At 64.6% G+C, this 22931-nt stretch carries 17 protein-coding genes and 1 pseudogene; 7 read left to right on the forward strand and 11 right to left on the reverse strand.

Going from position 1 to position 22931, the window contains the following annotated elements; genetic code table 11:
• Window positions 1-160: 160 nt before the first annotated feature.
• The 5 genes from mnmC (at window position 161) to ACMGGN_RS15345 (ending at window position 7479) form a co-directional block, all read left to right on the forward strand.
• Window positions 161-2134, forward strand: a complete 1974-nt coding sequence (gene mnmC / locus ACMGGN_RS15325; protein ID WP_414156081.1) for a bifunctional tRNA (5-methylaminomethyl-2-thiouridine)(34)-methyltransferase MnmD/FAD-dependent 5-carboxymethylaminomethyl-2-thiouridine(34) oxidoreductase MnmC — start codon at window positions 161-163, stop codon at window positions 2132-2134.
• Between the two features lie 216 nt (window positions 2135-2350).
• Window positions 2351-4138 carry an N-acetylglutaminylglutamine amidotransferase gene (locus ACMGGN_RS15330; protein WP_414156082.1) on the forward strand — a complete coding sequence of 596 codons (1788 nt, stop codon included), beginning with the start codon at window positions 2351-2353 and terminating at the stop codon, window positions 4136-4138.
• Window positions 4139-4141: 3 nt separating this feature from the next.
• Window positions 4142-5887, forward strand: a complete 1746-nt coding sequence (gene ngg, locus ACMGGN_RS15335) for an N-acetylglutaminylglutamine synthetase (protein WP_046787395.1) — start codon at window positions 4142-4144, stop codon at window positions 5885-5887.
• A gap of 118 nt (window positions 5888-6005) precedes the next feature.
• Window positions 6006-7190, forward strand: a complete 1185-nt coding sequence (locus tag ACMGGN_RS15340) for an osmoprotectant NAGGN system M42 family peptidase (RefSeq protein WP_046787396.1) — start codon at window positions 6006-6008, stop codon at window positions 7188-7190.
• Between the two features lie 61 nt (window positions 7191-7251).
• Window positions 7252-7479, forward strand: coding sequence for a YheU family protein (locus ACMGGN_RS15345; RefSeq protein ID WP_039603187.1), 228 nt, complete (start codon window positions 7252-7254; stop codon window positions 7477-7479).
• 54 nt (window positions 7480-7533) lie between these two features.
• Here ACMGGN_RS15345 and csrA read toward each other — a convergent pair whose 3' ends face one another.
• Both csrA and ACMGGN_RS15355 read right to left on the reverse strand, forming a co-directional pair.
• Window positions 7534-7722: a carbon storage regulator CsrA gene (gene csrA, locus ACMGGN_RS15350; RefSeq protein ID WP_046787397.1), complete on the reverse strand. Its 189-nt coding sequence runs from the start codon at window positions 7720-7722 to the stop codon at window positions 7534-7536.
• Window positions 7723-7842: 120 nt separating this feature from the next.
• Window positions 7843-8658 carry an SDR family oxidoreductase gene (locus ACMGGN_RS15355; protein ID WP_414156083.1) on the reverse strand — a complete coding sequence of 272 codons (816 nt, stop codon included), beginning with the start codon at window positions 8656-8658 and terminating at the stop codon, window positions 7843-7845.
• A gap of 206 nt (window positions 8659-8864) precedes the next feature.
• Here ACMGGN_RS15355 and ACMGGN_RS15360 point away from each other — a divergent pair, with 206 nt between their 5' ends.
• Window positions 8865-9017 (forward strand): DUF3309 family protein, encoded by a 153-nt coding sequence (locus ACMGGN_RS15360; RefSeq protein ID WP_003252624.1) that lies wholly within the window; start codon window positions 8865-8867, stop codon window positions 9015-9017.
• Window positions 9018-9101: 84 nt separating this feature from the next.
• Here ACMGGN_RS15360 and ACMGGN_RS15365 read toward each other — a convergent pair.
• The 9 genes and pseudogenes from ACMGGN_RS15365 to ACMGGN_RS15405 form a co-directional block, all read right to left on the reverse strand.
• A pseudogene (locus ACMGGN_RS15365) lies at window positions 9102-12179 on the reverse strand (transporter substrate-binding domain-containing protein); the annotation flags it as partial.
• Window positions 12180-12191: 12 nt separating this feature from the next.
• A complete protein-coding gene (locus tag ACMGGN_RS15370) occupies window positions 12192-12818 on the reverse strand; it encodes a response regulator transcription factor (RefSeq protein WP_046787399.1) in 627 nt (208 codons plus the stop codon).
• Window positions 12819-12848: 30 nt separating this feature from the next.
• A complete protein-coding gene (locus tag ACMGGN_RS15375; protein WP_414156084.1) occupies window positions 12849-14030 on the reverse strand; it encodes a hypothetical protein in 1182 nt (393 codons plus the stop codon).
• A 5-nt stretch (window positions 14031-14035) separates the two neighbouring features.
• On the reverse strand, window positions 14036-14770 hold the full coding sequence (locus ACMGGN_RS15380) for a molecular chaperone (protein ID WP_119688433.1): 735 nt from the start codon (window positions 14768-14770) through the stop codon (window positions 14036-14038).
• Window positions 14771-14857: 87 nt separating this feature from the next.
• Window positions 14858-17335 carry a CS1-pili formation C-terminal domain-containing protein gene (locus ACMGGN_RS15385; protein ID WP_414156085.1) on the reverse strand — a complete coding sequence of 826 codons (2478 nt, stop codon included), beginning with the start codon at window positions 17333-17335 and terminating at the stop codon, window positions 14858-14860.
• 79 nt (window positions 17336-17414) lie between these two features.
• Complete coding sequence (locus ACMGGN_RS15390) at window positions 17415-17894, reverse strand: CS1 type fimbrial major subunit (protein WP_046787402.1); 480 nt, start codon at window positions 17892-17894, stop codon at window positions 17415-17417.
• A 193-nt stretch (window positions 17895-18087) separates the two neighbouring features.
• Window positions 18088-19752, reverse strand: coding sequence for a cation acetate symporter (locus ACMGGN_RS15395; RefSeq protein WP_046787403.1), 1665 nt, complete (start codon window positions 19750-19752; stop codon window positions 18088-18090).
• Window positions 19749-20060, reverse strand: coding sequence for a DUF485 domain-containing protein (locus ACMGGN_RS15400; protein WP_039604303.1), 312 nt, complete (start codon window positions 20058-20060; stop codon window positions 19749-19751). The genes ACMGGN_RS15395 and ACMGGN_RS15400 overlap by 4 nt, the downstream gene beginning before the upstream one ends.
• Window positions 20061-20304: 244 nt before the next feature.
• On the reverse strand, window positions 20305-21165 hold the full coding sequence (locus tag ACMGGN_RS15405; RefSeq protein ID WP_046787404.1) for a glycine betaine ABC transporter substrate-binding protein: 861 nt from the start codon (window positions 21163-21165) through the stop codon (window positions 20305-20307).
• Window positions 21166-21362: 197 nt separating this feature from the next.
• Here ACMGGN_RS15405 and ACMGGN_RS15410 point away from each other — a divergent pair, with 197 nt between their 5' ends.
• The gene (locus tag ACMGGN_RS15410; RefSeq protein WP_237860391.1) at window positions 21363-22928 is read left to right on the forward strand and encodes a beta (1-6) glucans synthase; all 1566 of its coding nucleotides are present in this window, start codon (window positions 21363-21365) and stop codon (window positions 22926-22928) included.
• Window positions 22929-22931 lie beyond the last annotated feature (3 nt).

The following is a 22931-nucleotide window of genomic DNA, read 5'->3' on the forward strand; positions in this document are numbered from 1 at the left end:
CTGGCTCCTTCAATGGATAAGCAAGATTAGCGGAATCCTGGCGGCAAGCGGCACGCTTCAAGCTGCAAGAAAACGCAGGCCGTGCCACCATCTGCTTTTTCTTCCAGCTTGCAGCTTGCAGCTTGCCGCTTGCAGCTCCCCACCTCCAGCGAAACCAGCCATGCCCGCATCCACCCTCCTTCAGCATGCCCAGATCGACTGGGACGACCAGGGCCGCCCCCATTCGCGGCAATACGGCGATGTGTACTTCGCCATCAACGAGGGCATTGCCGAAACCCAGCATGTGTTCCTCGAACAAACCCGCCTGCGCCAGCGCTTCGCCAACCTGGCGCCCCACGCCTGCCTGGTGATCGGCGAAACCGGCTTTGGCACCGGCATGAATTTTTTCTGCGCCTGGCAGCTGTTCGCCGAAACAGCCCACGCCGACGCGCGCCTGCATTTCGTCAGCGTCGAGAAGTACCCCCTGGGCCATGCCGACATGGCCCGGGCGATGCGCCTGTGGCCGGAGCTGGCGGCGTTCACCGAACCCTTTTTGCGCCAGTACGTCGCGGTGCACCAGGGCTTCCAGCAGTTCACCTTCGACCAGGGCCGAATCACCCTCACCCTGCTGATCGGCGATGTGCTCGAGCAACTGCCGCAGCTGGACGCACGCATCGACGTGTGGTTCCTCGACGGTTTTGCCCCGGCCAAGAACCCCGACATGTGGACACCCGAGCTGTTCACGCAACTGGCCAGGTTGTCCCATGCCGGCACCGCACTGGGCACCTTCACCACCACCGGCTGGGTTCGCCGCAGCTTGATCGAGGCCGGCTTCACCATGAAGAAGGTGCCTGGCATCGGCAAGAAGTGGGAGGTGATGAGCGGTGAGTACACCGGCACGCCCAACGCGCCCATGTCGGCGCCCTGGTACGCGCGGCCAACTGCGCCTGAAGGCCCACGCGAGGCCCTGGTGATCGGCGCAGGGCTCGCTGGCAGCGCCAGCGCTGCCAGCCTGGCTGCACGCGGCTGGCAGGTAACGGTACTGGAGCGTCACGACGCAGCGGCCCGCGAAGCCTCCGGCAACCCCCAGGGCGTGCTGTACCTCAAGCTGTCCGCACACGGCACGGCTTTGTCGCAGATGATCCTGTCCGGTTTCGGCTACACCCGGCGCCAGCTCGAACTACTGCAGCGCGGCCTGGACTGGGATGCGTGCGGGGTGTTGCAACTGGCCTTCGACGACAAGGAAGCCGAACGCCAGGGCAAGCTCGCTGATGCCTTCGAGGGCAGCTTGCTGCGTGCCGTGCAGCGCAGTGAAGCCGAAGCGATTGCCGGTGTCGCGCTGCCTGCCGGCGGGTTGTTCTACCCCGAAGGCGGCTGGGTGCACCCACCGGCACTGTGCAACGCTCAACTGCAGCACCGGAACATTCGCCTGCTGGCCCATCACGATGTGCTCGCACTGCGCAAGGCCGATGGCCTGTGGCAAGCCTGGGCCGGCGACCGGCTGCTGGCCAGCGCGCCAGTGGTAGTGCTGGCCGGGGCGGCTGACGTGAAGCGTTTCGGGCCCTGTACGCAGTTGCCGCTCAAGCGCATCCGCGGGCAGATCACCCGCCTGCCGGTGACCGACGCCAGCCGGGCGCTGGCTACCGTGGTTTGCGCCGAGGGCTATGTGGCACCGCCCAGGGGTGAGGAGCACACGCTGGGGGCCAGCTTCGACTTCCATAGCGATGACCTGGCGCCGACCGTGGCCGAGCACCAGGGCAACCTGGCCATGCTGGATGAAATCTCCAGCGACCTGGCCCGGCGCCTGGGTGTCGCAGCGCTTGCCCCTGAGCAGTTGCAGGGGCGCGCGGCATTTCGCTGCACCAGCCCGGATTACTTGCCGATCGTGGGGCCGGTTGCCGACCCTGCAGCCTTCGCCGAAGCCTATGCCGTCCTGGCCAAGGACGCGCGGCAGGTGCCCGAGGTGCCCTGCCCCTGGCTGGAAGGGCTGTATGTGAACAGCGGGCATGGGTCGCGGGGGCTGATCACGGCGCCGCTTTCGGGCGAGCTGATTGCGGCCTGGGTCAGTGGCGAGCCATTGCCGCTGCCGCGGGCGGTGGCTGAGGCATGCCATCCGAACCGGTTTGGCTTGCGCAAGTTGATTCGGGGTAAATGAAGGGGCTGCTGTGCAGCCCAATCGCCGGCAAGCCGGCTGCCACGATCCGCAGCGCTGCTGAGCCCTGTGGCAGCCGGCTTGCCGGCGATTGGCCGCATTACAAAGTGCTGCTTATAACGGATTGGTCTAAAACTCTCGCAAATCCCCCAGGTCAGTTCCTTACAGGCGCCCTAATCCGGGGCGCTGATTCCCCAACGGAAAAACCGGTAAGGACCTATGTGCGGATTAGCAGGAGAGTTGCGTTTCACCCCCATCGACCAAGCCCCTCGCCCGGCGGACCTCGCCGCGGTAGAGCGCATGACCCATCACCTGGCGCCTCGTGGCCCCGACGCCTGGGGCTTCCATAGCCTGGGCCCGATTGCCCTGGGCCATCGCCGGCTGAAAATCATGGACCTGTCCGACGGCTCGGCTCAGCCCATGGTCGACAACACCCTGGGCCTGTCTTTGGCCTTCAATGGTGCCATCTACAACTTCCCCGAACTGCGCCAGGAGCTGCAGGACCTGGGCTACACCTTCTGGTCCGACGGCGACACCGAGGTGCTGCTCAAGGGCTACCACGCCTGGGGCGCGGCCTTGCTGCCCAAGCTCAACGGCATGTTCGCCCTGGCCATCTGGGAGCGCGACAACCAGCGCCTGTTCCTGGCCCGCGACCGCCTGGGCGTCAAGCCTTTGTACCTGTCGCGCAACGGCGAGCGCCTGCGCTTTGCCTCGACCCTGCCAGCGCTGCTCAAAGGTGGCGACATCGACCCGATGATCGACCCGGTAGCGCTCAACCACTACCTCAACTTCCACGCCGTGGTGCCGGCACCACGCACCTTGCTGGCCAATGTGCAAAAGCTCGAACCCGGCACCTGGATGCGCGTCGACCGCCACGGTGAAGTCGAACGCCAAACCTGGTGGCAGCTGCATTACGGCCCCAACCCGGACGAGCGCGACCTCGACCTGGAAGGCTGGACCACCCGTGTGCTCGATGCCACCCGTGATGCCGTCGGCATCCGCCAGCGCGCCGCCGTGGACGTAGGCGTACTGCTGTCCGGCGGCGTCGACTCCAGCCTGTTGGTCGGCTTGCTGCGCGAAGTGGGCGTGGATGACCTGTCGACCTTCTCCATCGGCTTCGAGGATGCCGGCGGCGAGCGCGGTGACGAGTTCCAGTACTCCGACCTGATCGCCAAGCACTACGGCACCCGCCACCACAAGCTGCGCATCGCCGAAAGCGAAATCATCGAGCAATTGCCGGCCGCGTTCCGCGCCATGAGCGAACCGATGGTCAGCCACGACTGCATCGCCTTCTACCTGCTGTCACGCGAAGTGGCCAAGCACTGCAAGGGCGTGCAGAGCGGCCAGGGTGCCGACGAGCTGTTCGCCGGCTACCACTGGTACCCGCAGGTGGACGGCGCCAAGGATGCCTTTGGCGCCTACCGCGATGCATTCTTCGACCGCAGCCATGCCGAGTACCGCGACACCGTGCAAGCGCCGTGGCTGCTGGAGACCGACGTGGCCGGCGACTTCGTGCGCGAACACTTCGCCCGCCCGGGCGCGGCCGAGGCAGTAGACAAGGCGCTGCGCCTGGACAGCACGGTGATGCTGGTCGACGACCCGGTCAAACGGGTCGACAACATGACCATGGCCTGGGGCCTGGAAGCCCGTACACCGTTCCTGGACTACCGCCTGGTCGAGCTGTCGGCACGCATCCCGGCGCGCTTCAAATTGCCCGGTGGCGGCAAGCAGGTGCTCAAGCAGGCCGCACGCCGGGTGATCCCCCATGAGGTGATCGACCGCAAGAAAGGCTACTTCCCGGTACCCGGCCTCAAGCACTTGCAAGGCGCCACCCTGGACTGGGTACGCGAACTGCTCACCGACCCCAGCCAGGACCGCGGGCTGTTCAACCCGGCCATGGTAGACCGCCTGCTGAGCAACCCGCATGGCCAGCTTACCCCGCTGCGCGGCTCCAAGCTGTGGCAGCTGGCGGCGCTGAACCTGTGGCTCAGCGAACAAGGAATCTGACCGATGAAAGCCCATGAAACCGCCTACGGTCAGCGCCTGCTGCGTGGCCAGGCGCCGTCCTACGAGCGCCTGCAGGCGCGCCTGGCCGGCGATGGCAGCGAGCCCCACAGCCAGCCGCGTGCGCTGCACTGCGGCTGGGGCCGGCTGCTGATAGGCCACACCTACCCGGACCCGGCCAGCCTGGCCGAGGCGCTGCAGCAGGAACGTCCCGGCGAGCGTGACATCGCATTGTATGTGGCGGCCCCGCAACAGCTGCTGGCGCAGGCACCGCAGCAGCTGTTCCTCGACCCGTCCGACACGCTGCGGCTGTGGTTCACCGACTACCGCCAGGCGCAACGGGTGTTTCGCGGTTTCCGTATCCGCCGCGCACAAAGCGCCAGCGACTGGCAGGCCATCAACACCCTGTACCAGGCACGCGGCATGCTCCCGGTGCAGCCCGAGCTGCTGACGCCGCGCCACCAGGGCGGGCCGGTGTACTGGCTGGCCGAGGACGAAGACAGCGGCGCGGTGATTGGCAGCGTCATGGGCCTGAACCACAGCAAGGCGTTCGATGACCCCGAGCACGGCAGCAGCCTGTGGTGCCTGGCCGTGGACCCGCATTGCACCCGCCCTGGCGTGGGTGAGGTGCTGGTGCGCCACCTGGTCGAGCACTTCATGAGCCGCGGCCTGGCCTACCTGGACTTGTCGGTGTTGCACGACAACCGCCAGGCCAAGCGGCTGTACGAGAAGCTCGGTTTCCGCAACCTGCCGACCTTCGCGGTCAAACGCAAGAACGGCATCAACCAGCAATTGTTTCTGGGCCCCGGCCCTGAAGCGGGGCTGAACCCGTATGCACGGATCATCGTCGATGAGGCCTACCGCCGTGGCATCGAGGTGCAGGTGGACGACGCCGCAGGCGGGCTGTTTACCCTCAGCCTGGGCGGGCGTCGGGTGCGTTGCCGCGAGTCGCTGAGCGACCTGACCAGTGCGGTCAGCATGACCCTCTGCCAGGACAAGCGCCTGACCCAGCAAACCTTGCACAACGCCGGCCTGCTGGTGCCGGTGCAGCAACTGGCCGGCAATGCGGACGACAACCTGGCGTTTCTCGACGAGCACGGCGCGGTGGTGGTCAAGCCGGTGGATGGCGAGCAGGGCCAAGGGGTGGCGGTGAACCTGACCACTTACGAGGAAGTCAGCCAAGCCATAGAACACGCCCGCCGTTTCGACAGCCGTGTGCTGCTGGAGAGCTTCCACCCGGGCCATGACCTGCGCATCGTGGTGATCGGTTTCGAGGTGGTTGCGGCGGCGATTCGGCACCCGGCCCAGGTGGTCGGCGACGGTAAACACAGCATCCTTGAGCTGATCGAGGCCCAGAGCCGCCGCCGTCAGGCCGCTACGGGCGGTGAAAGCCGCATTCCGCTGGACGACGAGACCGAGCGCACCCTGCGTGATGCCGGCTTCGACTACACCAGCGTATTGCCTGCAGGCCAGCGCCTGGCCGTGCGCCGCACCGCCAACCTGCACACGGGCGGCACGCTGGAGGATGTTACCGAGCGCCTGCACCCTGTGTTGGCCGACGCGGCCGTGCGCGCGGCGCGGGCGCTGGAAATTCCAGTGGTGGGCCTGGACCTGATGGTGCGTGATGCCGAACAGCCGGACTACGTGATCATCGAGGCCAATGAGCGCGCCGGCTTGGCCAACCATGAACCGCAGCCAACGGCAGAGCGCTTTGTCGACCTGCTGTTCCCGCATAGCCGGGCGTTGGCGTGAATCCATGACGGCCCTATCGCCGGCAAGCCGGCTCCTACAAGGCTCATCACGGTCCATGTGGGAACCGGCTTGCCGGCGATAGGGCCCGCCAGAGCACAGCTTTACCCGAGGAGTACCCATGTCTGAACGATACCCCGAGCCGGACCTTGACTACCTCAAGCGCGTCCTGCTGGAGATGCTCGCCATCCCCAGCCCGACCGGCTTCACCGACACCATCGTGCGCTATGTCGCCGAACGCCTGGACGAACTGGGCATTCCCTTCGAGCTGACCCGCCGCGGCACCATCCGCGCCACCCTCAAGGGCCGGCAAAGCTCCCCAGACCGCGCCGTCTCGGCCCACCTGGACACCATCGGCGCCAGCGTGCGCCAATTGCAGGACAACGGCCGCCTGGCCCTGGCCCCGGTGGGCTGCTGGTCGAGCCGTTTCGCCGAGGGCAGCCGGGTCAGTGTATTCACCGACACCGGCGTGTTCCGCGGCAGCGTGCTGCCGCTGATGGCCAGCGGGCACGCCTTCAATACCGCCATCGACCAGATGCCCGTCAGCTGGGAGCACGTAGAAGTGCGTCTGGACGCCTACTGCACCACCCGCGCCGACTGCGAGTCGTTGGGGATTGCCATTGGCGACTTCGTGGCGTTCGACCCGCTGCCGGAGTTTACCGACAGCGGCCATATCAGCGCCCGCCATCTGGACGACAAAGCCGGCGTGGCCGCGCTGCTGGCTGCCCTCAAGGCAGTCGTGGAAAGCGGCCGCCAGCCGATGATCGACTGCCACCCGCTGTTCACCATCACCGAAGAAACCGGCTCAGGCTCTGCCGCTGCCCTGCCTTGGGACGTCAGCGAGTTCGTCGGCATCGACATCGCCCCGGTGGCACCCGGCCAGGCGTCGAGCGAACACGCCGTCAGCGTGGCCATGCAGGACTCGTCGGGGCCCTATGACTACCACCTGTCACGCCACTTGCTGAAACTGGCCGGCGACCAGGAGCTGCCGGTGCGGCGTGACGTGTTCCGCTATTACTTCAGCGATGCCCATTCGGCGGTCACCGCCGGGCACGATATCCGCACGGCGCTGGTGGCGTTCGGTTGCGATGCCACCCATGGTTACGAGCGCACCCACATCGACAGCCTGGCCGCGCTCAGCCGCCTGTTGTCGGGCTACCTGCTCAGCCCGCCGGTGTTCGCAAGCGATTCCAACCCGGCCAATGCCTCGCTGGAGCGCTTCAGCCACCAGCTGGAGCACGATGCGCAGATGGAGAGCGATACCCGGGTGCCTGCCGTCGACAGCCTGGTGGGGAACAAGGAGTGAGCCGTAGCGGCCCGGTTTGGCGTAGCATGGGCGCATTCTTTTACCAAGCTGAATGCCGCCCATGCTGATCCCCTACGAACACTTGCAAGCCGAAACCCTGACGCGCCTGATCGAGGATTTCGTCACCCGCGACGGCACCGACAATGGTGATGACACGCCGCTGGAAACCCGTGTGCTGCGGGTGCGCCAGGCGCTGGCCAAGGGCCAGGCGTTCATCCTGTTCGACCCGGAAAGCCAACAGTGCCAGCTGTTGGCCAAGCATGATGTGCCGCGCGAACTGCTCGACTGACCGGTACCGGCCGCTTCGCGGAGCAAACCCGCGAAGCGGCCGGTGAGGTCAACCTCAAGCCGAATTGCCCTTGCGCTTCTCCCCCGCCTTGATCCGCTTGTACACCTCCGCCCGGTGCACCGACACTTCACGCGGCGCACTCACGCCAAAACGCACCATGCCATTGCGTGTTTCCACCACCTTGATCTCAATATCGTCACCAATGTTGATGACTTCGCCGACTACGCGTCCAATGACCAACATGTTCCGGTCCTCCGGCAACAGGGAAAACCGGAGAGTGCATGGGGATATTCGGTGACTCAACGCCTTCGCAGCAATTCAGAACAAGCCTACATCGGCAGGTAATTCGCCCTACAGACGGAACTACAATCCGCGTGCCTGGGCCTTGCCACGCATTTTCACCGCCATCTCTGCCATCTCGTCATACAGCCGCTGTGGCGCCTGCTGCTTGAGCTGCCAGGCCTGGCGCCCTGCCTCGTGGGGCAGGATCAGGAATTCACCGGCGTCCACCTGCTGGTGGATGTAGTCGGCAATGTCCGCCGCACTGATCGGCGAGCCCTCCAGCAGTTTGCCCACCTGGACCTTCATGGCCGGGTTCGGGCCGCGGAAAGAGTCGAGCAGGTTGGTCTGGAAGAACGACGGGCACACCACGTGCACAGCCACTTCCAGCTGGCGCAGCTCTACCAGCAGGCTCTCCGACAGCGCCAGCACACCGGCCTTGGCAACGTTGTAGTTGCTCATGCCCGGCCCCTGCATCAGGGCCGCCATCGACGCCACATTGATGATGCGCCCCTTGCTGCGTTCGAGCAGCGGCAGGAAGGCCTTGCAGCCCTTGACCACACCCATCAGGTTGACCGCGATCTGCCAGTCCCAGTCTTCCAGCGACAGCTCGGCGAAGAAGCCGCCCGAGGCGACACCGGCGTTGTTGACGACCACATCGATACCGCCGAACTTCTCTTCGCAGGCCTGGGCCAGGGCGGTCAGCTGGCTGTAGTCGCGCACGTCGCAGCGCTGGACGAAACCCTCGCCGCCGGCACCGCGCACAAGCTCCAGGGTTTCGCGCAGGCCTGGCTCGTTGACGTCGGCCAACGCCAGGCGCCAGCCCTCGCGCGCCCAGCGCAGGGCAATCTCGCGGCCGAGGCCGGAACCGGCGCCAGTGATCATGATGCGTTTGTGCATGGTGGCAGGCCTTGTACTGATGGGTGGTCAGCCCAGTCTAATCAAGGCGTTGGCGCCAGAGAGGGTTCATCAGGGTAGTGAATGGGCGGGCATGACCAAACGGTCAGTACCAGGCAAATGGAATCTTTGCCAAGCGGCGCCGGTCCGAATTAACAAGAGGCCAGCTGTACGAGGCTCTTGACCCCTAACCACGCAAGGACTCCGTCATGACCACGATCCTCATCATCATCCTGATCCTGCTGTTGATTGGTGGCTTACCGGTCTTCCCACACTCGCGCAGCTGGGGCTATGGCCCATCCGGCATCATTGGCGTGGTGCTGGTGATTCTGCTGGTGTTGTTGTTGCTCGGCATGATTTGAACCGGGGGCGTGCAAGGCCAGTTGCTGTTCAAGCTGCAGCATGGCCTCGCGCAGCGCCCCCACATCCTGCTCGATATCGCCCGGTGCGGGCGGTTTGGCTTGGCATCTGCGCTCCAACCGCTCGCACAGGTCGACTATCACTCTTGCCCGAGCGATCCGGGCGCCTCCCTTTATCCGATGGGCCAGCATGGCCAGCGCCTCAGCATTGGCCGGCACCTGCGCAAGTAGCTGCAGGTCCTGCAGGTTGCTGGCACGAAGGTCGGCCAACAACGCTCGCAGTGCAGCCTCGTCGCCAGCCACCAGCCGCCTGATGTGCTCGAGGTCCAGCAGTGCAGGACTGGCACGGGCCAAGGCCCGAACCAGGCCGTCCAGCCCCAGAGGCTTGAACAGGCAAGCGTCCATGCCTGCTGCACGGCAGCGCCGGCGTTCAACCTGTGTGGCACTGGCAGTCAAACCGATCACCTGGCACCTGGGCCTGCCGCTGCGCCGCTCGTGCTCGCGGATGGCGCGGGCCAGCGCGTAGCCGTTGAGCCGAGGCATGTTGCAGTCACTGATCACCCCGTCGAAGTGCTCGCCCAACCACAAGCGCAAGGCCTGGGTACCGTCCTGGGCAACGCACGCCTGATGCCCGAGGTATTCGAGCTGTTGCACCAGCAACAGGCGGTTGGCCGGATAGTCGTCGACCACCAGCAGGCGCAGCGGCTGGGGCGGGTGACGAGTGTCACCGGTAGCGGCCGCCGGCCGTTGCTGGGCAGCACTCAACTGCGGCAGGCTCAGGCGCACGTTCACTTCGGTGCCCTGCCCCAGCACGCTGTGCAGGTGCAGGCTGCCGCCCATCATCTCGCACAGGCTGCGGCTGATGCCAAGGCCCAGGCCGGCGCTGCAGCGCGGTGACTGGCATTGGTTGCTGGCCTGACGGAACGGTTGCCCCAGGTGCGCAAGCTCGCTTGCGGCAATGCCGACACCGGTATCGCGCACCGTCAGCTCCACCGCCAGGTAACCGTCCACCGCTGTTGCCGACAGGTTCACCGTCACCTCGCCGTGTTCGGTGAACTTGATGGCATTGCTCAGCAGGTTGGCCAGCACCTGCTTGAAGCGCAGCGGGTCGAGCATGACCTGGGCATCCACCTGGCCTTGGGTAACCAGGCGCAACGCCAGGCCTTTGCTGCGCGCCTGCTGCTCGAACAACTGCAGCACCCGCCCCACGTGTTCGCGCAGGCACACCCGCTGGGCAGCAAACTGCAAGTGCCCGGACTCGATACGGGTGATGTCCAGGATGTCTCCGATCAGTTCCAGCAGGCCACGCGCCGCTTCGTCGGCCACCTCCAGTGCCAGGTGGTCGAACTCGCCTCGCTCGGCCTTGCGCCGTGCCAGTTCAAGCATGCCCTGCACGGCATGCAAGGGCGTGCGAAGCTCGTGGCTCATGGTGGTCAGGAACTGGGTCTTGGCCTGGTTTGCGGCATCGGCCTCACGCTTGGCACGGCGCAATTGCACCTGCAGGCGCCGCAGGTAGCGGATCCACAGCAAGGCCAGGCCGAGCAACAGCAGGGCCGTGGCAAAACCCAGCAGGATACGGCCGCGGTAACGTTGCCACACACCGTCAGCGACGATCATCGGGTTGCGCCAGCGACGCACCAGGCCGTCAATCTCGTGCGGTGACAGGCTGAGCAGGGCTTTGTCGAGTATGCCCTGCAGTTCAACCGCCCCGCGGGCGCTGGCCAGGGCGAAATGCGCGGGCGGCAGCGGCAGGCTGGCGCTGATCTTGAGCTGGCCCGGGTAGCCACGCGCGATCAGTGCTCGCGCGTCATCGAGGGTCAGCACGGCGGCGGCCGCCTTGCCGCGAGCCACGGCGCGCAAGGCTTCAACGGGGCTGGCCACGGCCATTGGCACAACCTGCGGATAATGCTGGCCAAGCATTTCATGCAGGGCACTGCCCCACACCAGTGCCAGCGGTCGCCCGGCCAGTTGCTCGAGGTTGCCAGGAGCCTGCGGTGCATCGCGCGTCACCAGTACCCGCGAGGCACTGAGGTAAGCACGGCTGAAGGACACCTGGCGCTCCAGGGCTGGGCTGCGCGGCAGGCCGGCAATCAGTTGCACCTCGCCCTCGCGCAGTTGTTCGAGCATGCCTTGCAGCGTGCCGCCAGCCTGCACCTCGAAACGCAGCCCGGTGCGCCGGCTGATCAGTTGCAGCACATCCAGGCTCAGACCCCGCCATTGGCCCTTGCCATCGCGAAAGCTCAGCGGCAACAGCTGCTCGTCCATCACCACTTGCACGCGTGGATTGTCGAGCAACCAGCGCTGCTCGGCCTCGCTCAACTGCAGCGGCACTGGCCGCTGCGCGGCGGCGCCCAGTGGGCTCCACCGTTCGCGAATGCGCTGGTGCTGGCGCTCGGTGAGGTTGCCAAGGGCGGCATCGACCAGCCCCGGCAAGGGCGTATCGCCATTGAGCATGGCAAAACCGATGCCCTGCCGGGGCAGCCCGGCGTGGCCGACTTCCTCGACACCGGCAAGTTGGCCGCGGCCCAACGCGTAGCGGGCCGCCAAGGCATTGCCCAGGTACAGGTCGGCATGCCCGAGTGCCAACGTCGCCAGGGCATCGAACGGAGAAAGGTGGGTTTGCACACGTGCCTGAGGGTAGCGGTCGCGGACCTGCTCCAGGCTGCGATAGCCCTGGACCATCACCAGGTCGAGGCCGTGCGTGTCATCGACCCGTTCACGGCCGCGCGCCTCACGCGCCAGCAGCAAGGGGCAATCCTCGGCGTAAGGCCGTGACAGCCGCAACCCCGCGTCCAGCGCCTGGCGGCTGGTGACCGAGCCGAGCAGGTCGACCTCGCCTGCACGCAATGCCGCATGCGCCTCGGCGAACGCTTCGAAAACCTGCACCTGCACCTGCAGGTTCAACTGTTCGCCCAGCAGCCCGGCGTAATCAGCGGTAATGCCTTCATAGGCGCTGCCGGTGCCGAGGATGTCGAGGGGCGGGTTGTCCTGGGCCAGCACGCCCAAACGCAGGGAGCGGCGCGCCCACAACCAGCGTATGCCTGCTTCATTGGGCTCGTGGCGGGGCCCGTCCAGGGTGGCCCGCGCGTGCAACTGCGGCCTGGCCAGCGCTGGCAGTGTCAGCACGAAACAGAGCAACGCCAGGAGCAAGGCACGTAAGGGCACGCGGGGCGAAATTCAGATCAGCTGATTGCGGCGAGCGAAATCCGCCAGGTCAATCAGCGAGTTGAGCCTGAGCTTTTCCAGCAGGCGCGTCTTGTAGGTGCTGATGGTCTTGTTGCTCAGCAGCATGGCCTCGCCGATGGCTTTGTTGCTCAGGCCGCGGGCCAGGTACTGCAAAACCATCAGCTCACGGCTGGACAGGCTGGCGATGCACTGCGGCTCGGTGGCCTGCAGGTCCTGTTTGTGCACCGAGCTCAAGGCCACTGCGGGGAAGTAGGTAAAACCCGACAGCGCAGCACGTACCGCCTTGCCCAGTTCATCCAGGTCATCGGTCTTGGCCACATAGCCGGCTGCCCCCGCCTGCAGGCAGCGCAACGAGTAGGCCACGGCCAACTGTGAAGTCAGCACCACGACCTTGCTCGGACGGCTGCAGGCCTGGATGCGGCTGATGACCTCCAGCCCGTCCAGGCCAGGCATGGCGATATCGAGGATCACCAGATCCGGCGCCAGCTCGCGCACCAGGCGCACCGCATCGATGCCGTTGTCGGCCTGGCCAACCACTTCGACCTGCTGCTGGCGCAGCAACTGGCAGACCGTGGCACGGATAAATGGGTGGTCGTCGACCACCAGCGCTGTGGGCATGATGCACTCCTTTGTAATTCTGCTCGCTGCCTACAACTCGGCATCGAACACCACGGTGGCCAGCCCGGTATAGGTACTGCCGGTATTAGGTAACATACGACGCACATCCTCCTTGGCTATTTCAAAGTGCATCTGGCCAGGGCGGTTGAGGGTGGGCTGCACTGCTTCGAACTGCAGCGCTTGAGCACGCCCCGTCGGTAGCGCAAGCCTTTCGACCATCTGACCTCGGTGCTGGATGCCGGCGGGCAAGCTCAGGGACAGCAGGACAGGTACTTGATCGCCCTTGTCGTTGGTGATTGCGCACTGGGCGTCGATATCGTACTGGCACAGCTTGTAAACTTTGAACGGGCCAGAGGATGACAGCCTGAATGGCAAGTCTCTATACAGACGCTGCGGCACACTGCCCCCCGCAAGCCAGTGCTGCCAGCCATCGCGAGGCTCCAGCACGGCGCGGTCAGTACCCGGCGGAAACTCGAAAAAGAAGGCATGCTGGACGTCGAGCACGAGGTTGATTGTGACGCTGTTGGTATTGAGTGCAGTAACGCCATCACCAAAGTCGAAGTCGCCGCCAGGGCCAACGCTGTATTTGATGCTTCCTCGATAGAGCCCGGTTTTCATGCGAAATGGGGCAGGCATCCGGAGGTTGTAAGACACGCCCATGTCAGTCACGTCGATGAACCCGTGATAATCAGGCCCATTCCGGGAATTCAATGAGTGACAGCCGGCAGGCGCTGTCGGGTTGGTAATGTCCCAGAGGAAGAATACCCAGGGTGGATTGCCAATGGACGCTACACGGGTGCAACCACCCTGCACGACAGCGTTGTACGTAGGACTCTCATACCAGGGCACGCCCCCCGTTTTCTGGCTGACCCCTGTGAACTCGAACGACACTGTGTGCGGCTCACCGGTAACTTCGTGGAAGACATCGACCTGGCGCCGGCCCGGCATCTGGATGAAAAACTTTGCCCGTGGTGAGACGGTAGTCACCTCTTTTGTGTAGGTCAGGGGCAGATCGACCACGTCATTGTTGGTACAGCGATAGGCAAACCTGCGGCAGAACAATGCAGGAGGCGTCGTGTTTTCGAATTGCCCCGACCCTTTGCCCAGATACTGCGCCGACACCGAGACATCAAGTGCCTGGGCACTTGGGGCCAGCAGCATGAACCACGCCGTTACCACCCATGCCAGGCAAAATCGCATCAGATGAACCATCACGTTTACCCCTTCACCACCATGACTTTATGATCACGTCCTTCGTGAAGCTCGAACTGGTGCACCTTTTGCGAGTGCCCCTCGAACTGCCGGCTACGGCCTGGCAGCAGGTGATGCTTGGTCGCGGGCTCACACTGTTCCCCTGCCATCAGGCATTGACGGAAGCGGTCCAGAACCACGGTGGAGTTACCTTCATTGACCACAGTCAGTTGCCCGTTTTCACGCCGCACCGGCGTGTTGAAGCGTGCCTGCGCAGGCCGTACGAACAGCAGCGAGCCATAGCCGGCCAGCAGGTTTACCCCCGCCCTGAGGCCGTCGCGGTACTGCGCCGCCTCCTGTTCGTCCACGGCAAAACCGTCACCCAATTCCGGCAGCACTGGCATGAAGCGCAGGCGGAAGTAACGCTCCTGGTCCCGCGGGCCACGGTACAACAGGCGCACGGCCTGCATGCCGTGGGCCGGCACGATCAACCGCGCCGGGCTGGCGACCAGGCCGCGCTGCTCCAGGGCCAGGCCGTCGGTATCGATTTCGTGGGCCACCCCGGCATCGTCATAGACCAGCTCGGCGACGCTGACCTTGACGAACGCCGTGCTGTCGCCGCTGTTGCGCACACGCTTGAGCAGGGTGCTCCTGTCACCGTCGAGGTAATCGTACAATCCGCCAACGTTCAGTTCGGGGGTGGCCACGGCAGCCAGTGGCATGGCCAGCAGGACGAAGGCCGATAGAGAAAGCATTTTCATGTGGCGAAGCTCCCTGGTGATTTGATTAAGGGTATTGCCGTGCGCAACCCGTCGGCCACGGCTAAAGCAGTAGGAAAATTCCGAAACTCACGAAGATCGCGATGCAATCTCGGGCTGGCACTGTTGGTCGCCGGCCAGCAGCACGTCGCCTTCACGCGTCAGGCCTTCCAGGTCCAGGCGTACGAGACAGAGCGGTTGCCCGCGCTGGCGAATTTCCAGGGTCGGTGCCGCTTCGCTCATTTCCACCGCGAAAAAGCCATCGGCCTCGCTGACACTGCGGCTGGCATGGTTGATCACCTGGGCGCCACGCAACGGCAGGCCCTGGCCATCGAGCAGGCGCCCCAGCACGGTGACGGTGCGCAGTACACGAACCTGGCGGTAGTCGATGCCCCCGCGGTTGAGGTGGTAGTCAACGCTCGATGGCTGTATCACGGCGGCGGTCGCCTCGCTCCCGTCGAAATCGAACTGCACATGCCCGGGCTTGTAGGCGGTGACCGGGATGATGTTGCGCCCGGCATGCAGGTTGACGCCCATGGCATCGTCGGCACGCAACCTGAGGCCGTCGATGTCGGTGTCCACATCGACGATCAACGCGGCCTGGTGCCCCAGGGGCTGGCCGCTCACTGCCGCCTTGCCGGCACCCACGGCCAGCAGGCTTTGCAGGTTCAGGCCACCGGTGAATTCGCCGTTGTAGGAGGAGCGCTGCAGGTAAGCGTCACCTTGCATGAACGGGTTCTCGAACTGGGTATCGGCCCCCAGCCCCGTGCCGTAGCGGTCGGCGCTGAGGGTGGCGCCAATGCTGCGCAATGGGCCGATCTCTACATCCTGCCGATAGCCCAGCGAGGTATTGAGGTCACGCCCGCCGTCACGCGAGGTGCGGCTGCCGATGCTGGCGGACAAACGTCGGCCGCCGTCGCCCAGGCTCATGCTCAGGCTCAGGTTGATGCCACGGTTGCGCGCATCACCGGTACCGCTGTTGCCCGGGCGATCGAACAGCGACAAGCGCCAGTTGGCGTCAGAGCCAAACAAACGCCCGTAATAGGCCCACCCCAGATCGATGCCGATGCCGGCATCACTGCCACTGCTGTGCGACACACGCACACTGGCGGTATTGCGAGGGTCCAGGCGATGGTTCAAGGACAGCGATGATTGCGTCTGGCGCCGGGTGAATGGCCGTGCAGGTGCATTGCCAAGGTAGTCCCTGCCGGGCTGCGCCAGCCAGGTGCGGCTGTGGCTTGCGACCAGCGAGCCGCTCGCGTAGGCATGGATCAGTTGCAGGTCGAAGCCGTTGCCATGGCCCTGGGCCTGGAACAGGTTGCCATAGAGTTTGAGCCGGTCGCGCACATCCCAGTCCAGTGAGGTGCCGTATTGCATGGCATCGTCGAGCCGCTGAGCGGACACACCGACGATTGCCCTTGGGTGCAGCAGGTAGTTGGCCAGCACGCCCGCCGCCAGGGTGTCGTCATGCACGGCCTGCCAATTGCTGAGCTCACTGCTCTGGCGCCCGACATACAGGTTGTAACGCCAAGGTGCGTCGGTACTGCGCCAGTTGCCGGGCTTGTAGACGAATGCCTGGCTGCGCGAACTGACCTGGCCGTCCTCGACCAGACGTACTTCGACCTCGTAGATGCCGCCGGGCAGCACCTTGGTATCGAGGGTCTGCAACCCTGGCTGCACCGGCTGGCTGTTGATCAGCACACCGTTGCGGTAGATCTGCGCCACGGCCGGGCGGCTGGGTGTGACATGGATGGGCGTGGCACTGGGCGCGGCGCTGTCGATGAGCAGGCTGTCGCTGCTGCCGAACATCAGGCCCAGGGTCGTGTCAGGGCTGGCGCCCATCAGCCTGGGTTGGCGGGTCAGGCCCTGGGCGCTGGGGGTGAAGTACCCCAGGCGGTAGAAATGGTCCTCGACCAGGCGCTCGCCATACAGCTGGTCGACCCGGTAGCGGGTGCCCTCGCGGCTGTCGCTGCCGCGGTCGAGCTGGCCGTCGGCCAAGGCTGTCCACTGGCCGACACTGGCCTGGCCCTGCAAGGCGTAGCGGCCACTGGTGGCGACGCCATCATTGACCAGGTTGAGCTGGTTGCGCAGCAACAGGCCGTGGCTGCCCTGCTCCGGCAGGCGATGAAAACGTTCGGCAGTGGCGGCCACTTCGGCACGGTCGGTCAGCAGCGACAGCTGCGAGTTGGCCAGGCTGTAATGAATCGCACGCAAGCCTTCCGGGCAGTCTGCCTGGCAGTCGCCCAGGGGCCTGCCATCGGCCAGGCGCTCGCGCCAGCGTCGTCGCAGGCTCTCGGGCTCGCGGCTGTCGAAGGTTTCGGTGAATTCCAGCAACTGCACCCGCTGGTCGCGGCTGAGCACCACCATGGCATCACCGAGGTAACGGCCGTCCAGGTCGACCCGTACGGCCAACGGCACATCGAAGAAATGCGCCTCGAACTCGCGCGGCAGGCCTGCGACCGGCCCCAGGGCACTGGCCGCGCCATGACTCATGCCGGCCCACAAGGCCATGCTGGCAGCCAGTGGCAGCCAGCAGCGCAAGACGGCGGAGGAGGAATGTCGGGACATGGGTATCGCTTACAGGCATGACCTGCCCGCCCCTCGCCGTTGGCGAGGGCCCGGGCAGGCACTGGAGGTGAACGGAGCCTTAAGGGGCGGCGGTTTCGAAGATCATGCTGACCAGGCCCTGGTAGCTGCCTGGCTCATAACCGGTGCCTGGCGCCGGCTGGGCCTCGACCTGGAAACCGATGACCGCGCCCGGTGCCGCCTGGGTGGCACTGACCACTTCGGCCGGGGTGGTTTGCAACACGGTGTCACCGACCGTGACGTCCAGGCCAATGTTGTTGCTGCCGTTGGCGATCACTGCAGGCGATACCAGGTAGGCGCTGATCGGGCCGATGGTGCTCTTGACCTGCAGTTGCTTGCGGATCGGGTCGAGCTTGCCTTGAAAGGAATTCCAGGCCATTTCCTGCGGGTCGTTCATCCAGTTGCCACCCACGGGCTCGACGTAGAACGCGTCGGTGGGCACCTGGGCGACGATTTGCACCTGCTTCTCGATCGGGTCGACGGCATGGGCGGCGCCTGCGAACATCAGGGCCAGGGGAAGGGCGAGTAACGTGCGTTTCACGAATGGTTTCTCCTTGAAGGTAACAGGCCTGCCGGGTTGGCCCGGCGGGTGAGGAGAAGTATTCGGGAAGCATGGGGCGGGATAATCAGGAAGCTTCCGAGGGAGCTTCGGAAATTTCCGAGCGAAGGCAAAATGACACTGCCCAATGCACAACGCCCCGACTGGCGGGGCGTTGTGTTTTTTGCGCTCTATGTCAGTGCGAAACCGCCCCGCTGGCCCCCAGGCCAGTTTGCGAGCGGACGAACTGCGGGAAGAACAGTGCGCGTTCGTTTTCAGCCGCCTTGGACTTGTCGGTGACCGAGAAGAACCAGATACCGACGAAGGCAATCAGCATCGAGAACAGCGCCGGGTACTCGTACGGGTAGATCGGCTTCTCGTGGCCGAGGATCTGCACCCAGATGGTCGGGCCAAGGATCATCAGTGTCACTGCACTCACCAGGCCCAGCCAGCCGCCGATCATGGCGCCGCGGGTGGTCAGCTTCTTCCAGTACATCGAAAGCAGCAGTACCGGGAAGTTGCAGCTGGCGGCAATGGAGAACGCCAGGCCGACCATGAAGGCGATGTTCTGCTTCTCGAACAGAATACCCAGGCCGATCGCCAGCACGCCAAGGGCGATGGTGGTGATCTTCGAGACGCGGATCTCGTCCTTGTCGTTGGCCTTGCCCTTGCGCCATACGCTGGCGTACAGGTCGTGGGACACCGCCGAGGCACCGGCCAGGGTCAGGCCGGCAACCACCGCCAGGATGGTGGCGAACGCCACCGCCGAGATGAAGCCGAGGAAGATGCTGCCACCCACGGCATCGGCCAAATGCACCGCAGCCATGTTGTTGCCGCCCAGCAGGGCGCCGGCGGCGTCCTTGAAGTCCGGGTTGGTGCTGACCAGCAGGATCGCGCCGAAGCCGATGATGAAGGTCAGGATGTAGAAGTAGCCGATGAAGCCGGTGGCGTAGAGCACGCTCTTGCGCGCTTCCTTGGCGTCGCTGACGGTGAAGAAGCGCATCAGGATATGCGGCAGGCCGGCGGTACCGAACATCAGCGCCAGGCCCAGCGAGAAGGCCGAGATCGGGTCCTTGACCAGGCCGCCCGGGCTCATGATCGCCTCACCCTTGCTGTGCACCTTGATCGCTTCGGAGAACAGGGTGTTGAAGTCGAAGCCCACGTGCTTCATGACCATCAGTGCCATGAAGCTGGCGCCGGACAGCAGCAGTACGGCCTTGATGATCTGTACCCAGGTGGTGGCCAGCATGCCGCCGAACAGCACGTACAGGCACATCAGGATACCTACCAGGATCACCGCCACATGGTAGTCCAGGCCGAACAGCAGCTCGATCAGCTTGCCGGCGCCGACCATCTGCGCGATCAGGTAGAACGCCACCACCACCAGCGAACCGGAGGCCGACAGGGTACGGATTTCCTTTTGCCCCAGGCGGTAGGAGGCCACGTCGGCAAAGGTGTATTTGCCCAGGTTGCGCAGGCGTTCGGCGATCAGGAACAGAATGATCGGCCAGCCGACCAGAAAGCCGATCGAGTAGATCAGGCCGTCGTAGCCGGAGGTGAACACCAGCGCGGAAATACCCAGGAACGACGCTGCCGACATGTAGTCGCCGGCAATCGCCAGGCCGTTCTGAAAGCCGGTGATCTTGCCGCCGGCAGCGTAGTAGTCGGCTGCCGACTTGTTGCGCTTGGAAGCCCAGTAGGTGATGCCCAAGGTGAAGGCGACGAAGGCCACGAACATGGCGATCGCTGCAACGTTCAGCGGCTGTTTCTGCACCTCGCCGGTCAGGGCATCGGCTGCCCACACGGCGGGTGCGAAAACGCCGCAGGCCAGTACGGCCAAGGCTTTGGTGTGACGAATCATTGTTGCGCCTCCTTGAGGATGGCCTTGTTCAGCTCATCGAACTCGCCGTTGGCGCGGCGCACGTAGATGGCGGTCAGGACGAATGCCGAAATGATCAGGCCGACGCCCAGGGGGATGCCCCAGGTAATCGACGACTCAGGGCTGAGCTTGGCGCCCAGCAGATGAGGACCGTAGGCGATCAGGAGGATGAAGGCGCAGTACAGGCCGAGCATGATCGCCGAGAGAATCCAGGCGAACCGTTCGCGTTTGGTCACCAGCTCCTTGAAGCGGGGGCTGTTTTGTATCGAGAGGTAAATGCTGTCGTTCATTGTTTTTGTCCTAGCAGCACAGATAGGGGATGGAACCCACACCGTCACTTTATGCTGCCTTTGAACGCCAACCAGACGACCTTAGTCTTAGATGCAACGGTGTTTTACAGAATAAGTAACAAAGCAGGGCCGCTGTGCGGCCCTTTCGCGACACAAGGCCGCTCCTACAGCGCATAACGCCTGTAGGAGCGGCCTTGTGTCGCGAAGGGCTGCACAGCAGCCCCGCTTCGCAAAGTTTGATTCGTTACTTGCCAGTCCACTCCTTGACTCGGTCCGGGTGTTTGGCCACCCAATCCTTGGCCGCTGCCTCAGGCTTGGCGCCTTCCTGAATCGCCAGCATCACCTCGCCAATTTCGTCCTTGGACTGCCAGCTGAACTTCTTCAGGAACTCGGCCACTTCCGGCGCTTTGGTCGCCAGTTCCTTGCTGCCGATGCTGTTGACCGTCTCGGCGGCACCATAGACGCCTTTGGGGTCTTCGAGGAACTTCAGCTTCCACTTGGCGAACATCCAGTGCGGCACCCAGCCGGTCACGGCAATGGACTGCTGCTTGCCGTAGGCGCGGCCCAGTTCGGCGGTCATCGCTGCGCCGGAGCTTGCCTGCAGCTTGTAGCCGGTAAGGCCGTAGTCCTTGATGGCCTGGTCGGTCTTGAGCATCACCCCGGAGCCTGCGTCGATGCCGACGATCTTCTGCTTGAAGCTTTCGTCGGTCTTGAGGTCGGTAATGCTGTTGGCCTTGACGTACTCCGGCACGATCAGGCCGATCTTGGCATCCTTGAAGTTGGCGCCGTAATCGACCACGTTGTCCTTGTTCTTGGTCCAGTACTCACCGTGGGTCACCGGCAGCCAGGCCGAGAGCATGGCGTCGAGTTTGCCGGTGGCCACACCCTGCCACATGATGCCGGTGGCCACGGCCTGCAGTTTGACGTCGTAGCCGAGCTTCTGCTTGATCACTTCGGCGGCCACGTTGGTGGTCGCCACGCTGTCGGCCCAGCCATCCACGTAACCGATGCTCACTTCTTTGGCCATCGCCTGCGCAGCGCTCATGGCCAGTACCAGGGCGGTGCCCGCCCCCAAGAGTCGTCGCATTTTTTTCAAAGTTGCCATCAAAGCATCCCCTCGTCAGGTCTCGGAGATTGCATGATGTTCCTGCAACAAAGCGTGACCTGCTCCCACTGCGACCTGTACCCGCTGCCTTTGCGACAGCACTGTGCCATTAGCGGCGTCTGCCTGCACCATTCTGCGCGATCCTTGCATGCCAAAGGATTGGCGCCGGGCTACTATCTAACGTTTTGCGCCTGACGATGGACCGCCTGATGCCCAGCCCTGCCCGCCTGTTGCTGCCGCTGTACCTGTTCGCCTGCCTGCTTGCCCTTGCAGGGCTTGGGGCGCTCTGGTACTCGCTCGGCAAGCCGATCCTGCTGCCGGACGCCGCCAGCCCCACGCACAAATTGCAGTGCGCCTCCTATACCCCGTTCGACAAGGACCAGTCGCCTTTCGACCAGCCTTTTCGCTTGCGCCCGGCGCGCATGGACGCCGACCTGGCGCTGTTGGCCGAACGATTTCAGTGCATCCGCACCTATTCCATGACCGGGCTTGAAGCGATTCCGGCACTGGCGCGCAAGCATGGCCTGAAGGTGATGCTCGGGGCTTGGGTCAATGCCAACCCGGCCGATACCGACAAGGAAGTGGACTTGCTGATCGCCGCCGCCAACGCCAACCCGGACGTGGTCAGTGCAGTGATCGTGGGCAACGAGGCGCTGCTGCGCAAGGAAGTGACGGGCGAGCGCCTGGCCGCGCTGATCGGCAAAGTGAAAAGCCAGGTCAAGGTGCCGGTGACCTATGCCGATGTCTGGGAGTTCTGGCTGCAGCACCCGCAGGTGGCGCCAGCGGTGGACTTCCTGACCATTCACCTGTTGCCCTACTGGGAGGATGACCCGCGCGGTATCGAAGATGCCCTGGCGCATGTCGCTGATGTGCGTCGGGTGTTCGGCACGCGCTTTGCGCCCAAAGATATCTTCATCGGCGAGACCGGCTGGCCCAGCGAAGGCCGCCAGCGCGAGACCGCTGTGCCCAGCCGGGCCAACGAGGCGCGGTTCATCCGCGGTTTCGTCGCCATGGCCGAGGCCAATGGCTGGCACTACAACCTGATCGAAGCCTTCGACCAGCCTTGGAAGCGCGTCAGCGAAGGCGCGGTGGGCGGCTACTGGGGCCTGTACGATGCCGACCGGCAGGACAAAGGCGTACTCGAGGGCCCGGTGAGCAACCTGCACCACTGGCCCCAGTGGTTGCTGGCAAGCGCGGTGTTGATGGCAGTGATGCTGGTGTTCGCAGGGCGCCCTGGCACCGCGACCGGGGCGTTGCTGTTGCCGTTGCTGGCGGCGTTTGGCGCTGGCTGCCTGGGGCTGTGGGGCGAATTGATGCGGACCCACGCAAGGTTTGCCGGGGAATGGCTGTGGGCGGCGTTGCTGGCGGGGTTGAACCTGATGGTACTGGCCCATGCGGTACTTGCGTTGGCGCGCCGGGCTGGCTGGCGGGAGCGTGTGTTTGCCTGGCTCGAGACGCGCGCTGGGTGGCTATTGCTGGCGGCAGGCTTTGCCGCGGCAGTGAGTATGCTTGCGATGGTGTTCGACCCGCGTTATCGCAGTTTCCCTACCGCGGCGTTGGCGTTGCCGGCGCTGGTTTACTTGCTGCGCCCGGTGGTAGCAGCACGGGCGGAGGTGGCGTTGCTGGCGTTTATCGTCGGGGCTGGCGTGATGCCGCAGCTGTACCGGGAAGGGCTGGAGAATCAGCAGGCCTGGGGGTGGGCGGTGGTCAGTGTGCTGATGGCTGCGGCGTTGTGGCGGAGTTTGCGGGTGCGCAAGGCTTGATAC

This window comes from Pseudomonas sp. BNK-30 (assembly GCF_047456185.1).
Lineage (GTDB): Bacteria > Pseudomonadota > Gammaproteobacteria > Pseudomonadales > Pseudomonadaceae > Aquipseudomonas > Aquipseudomonas putida_E.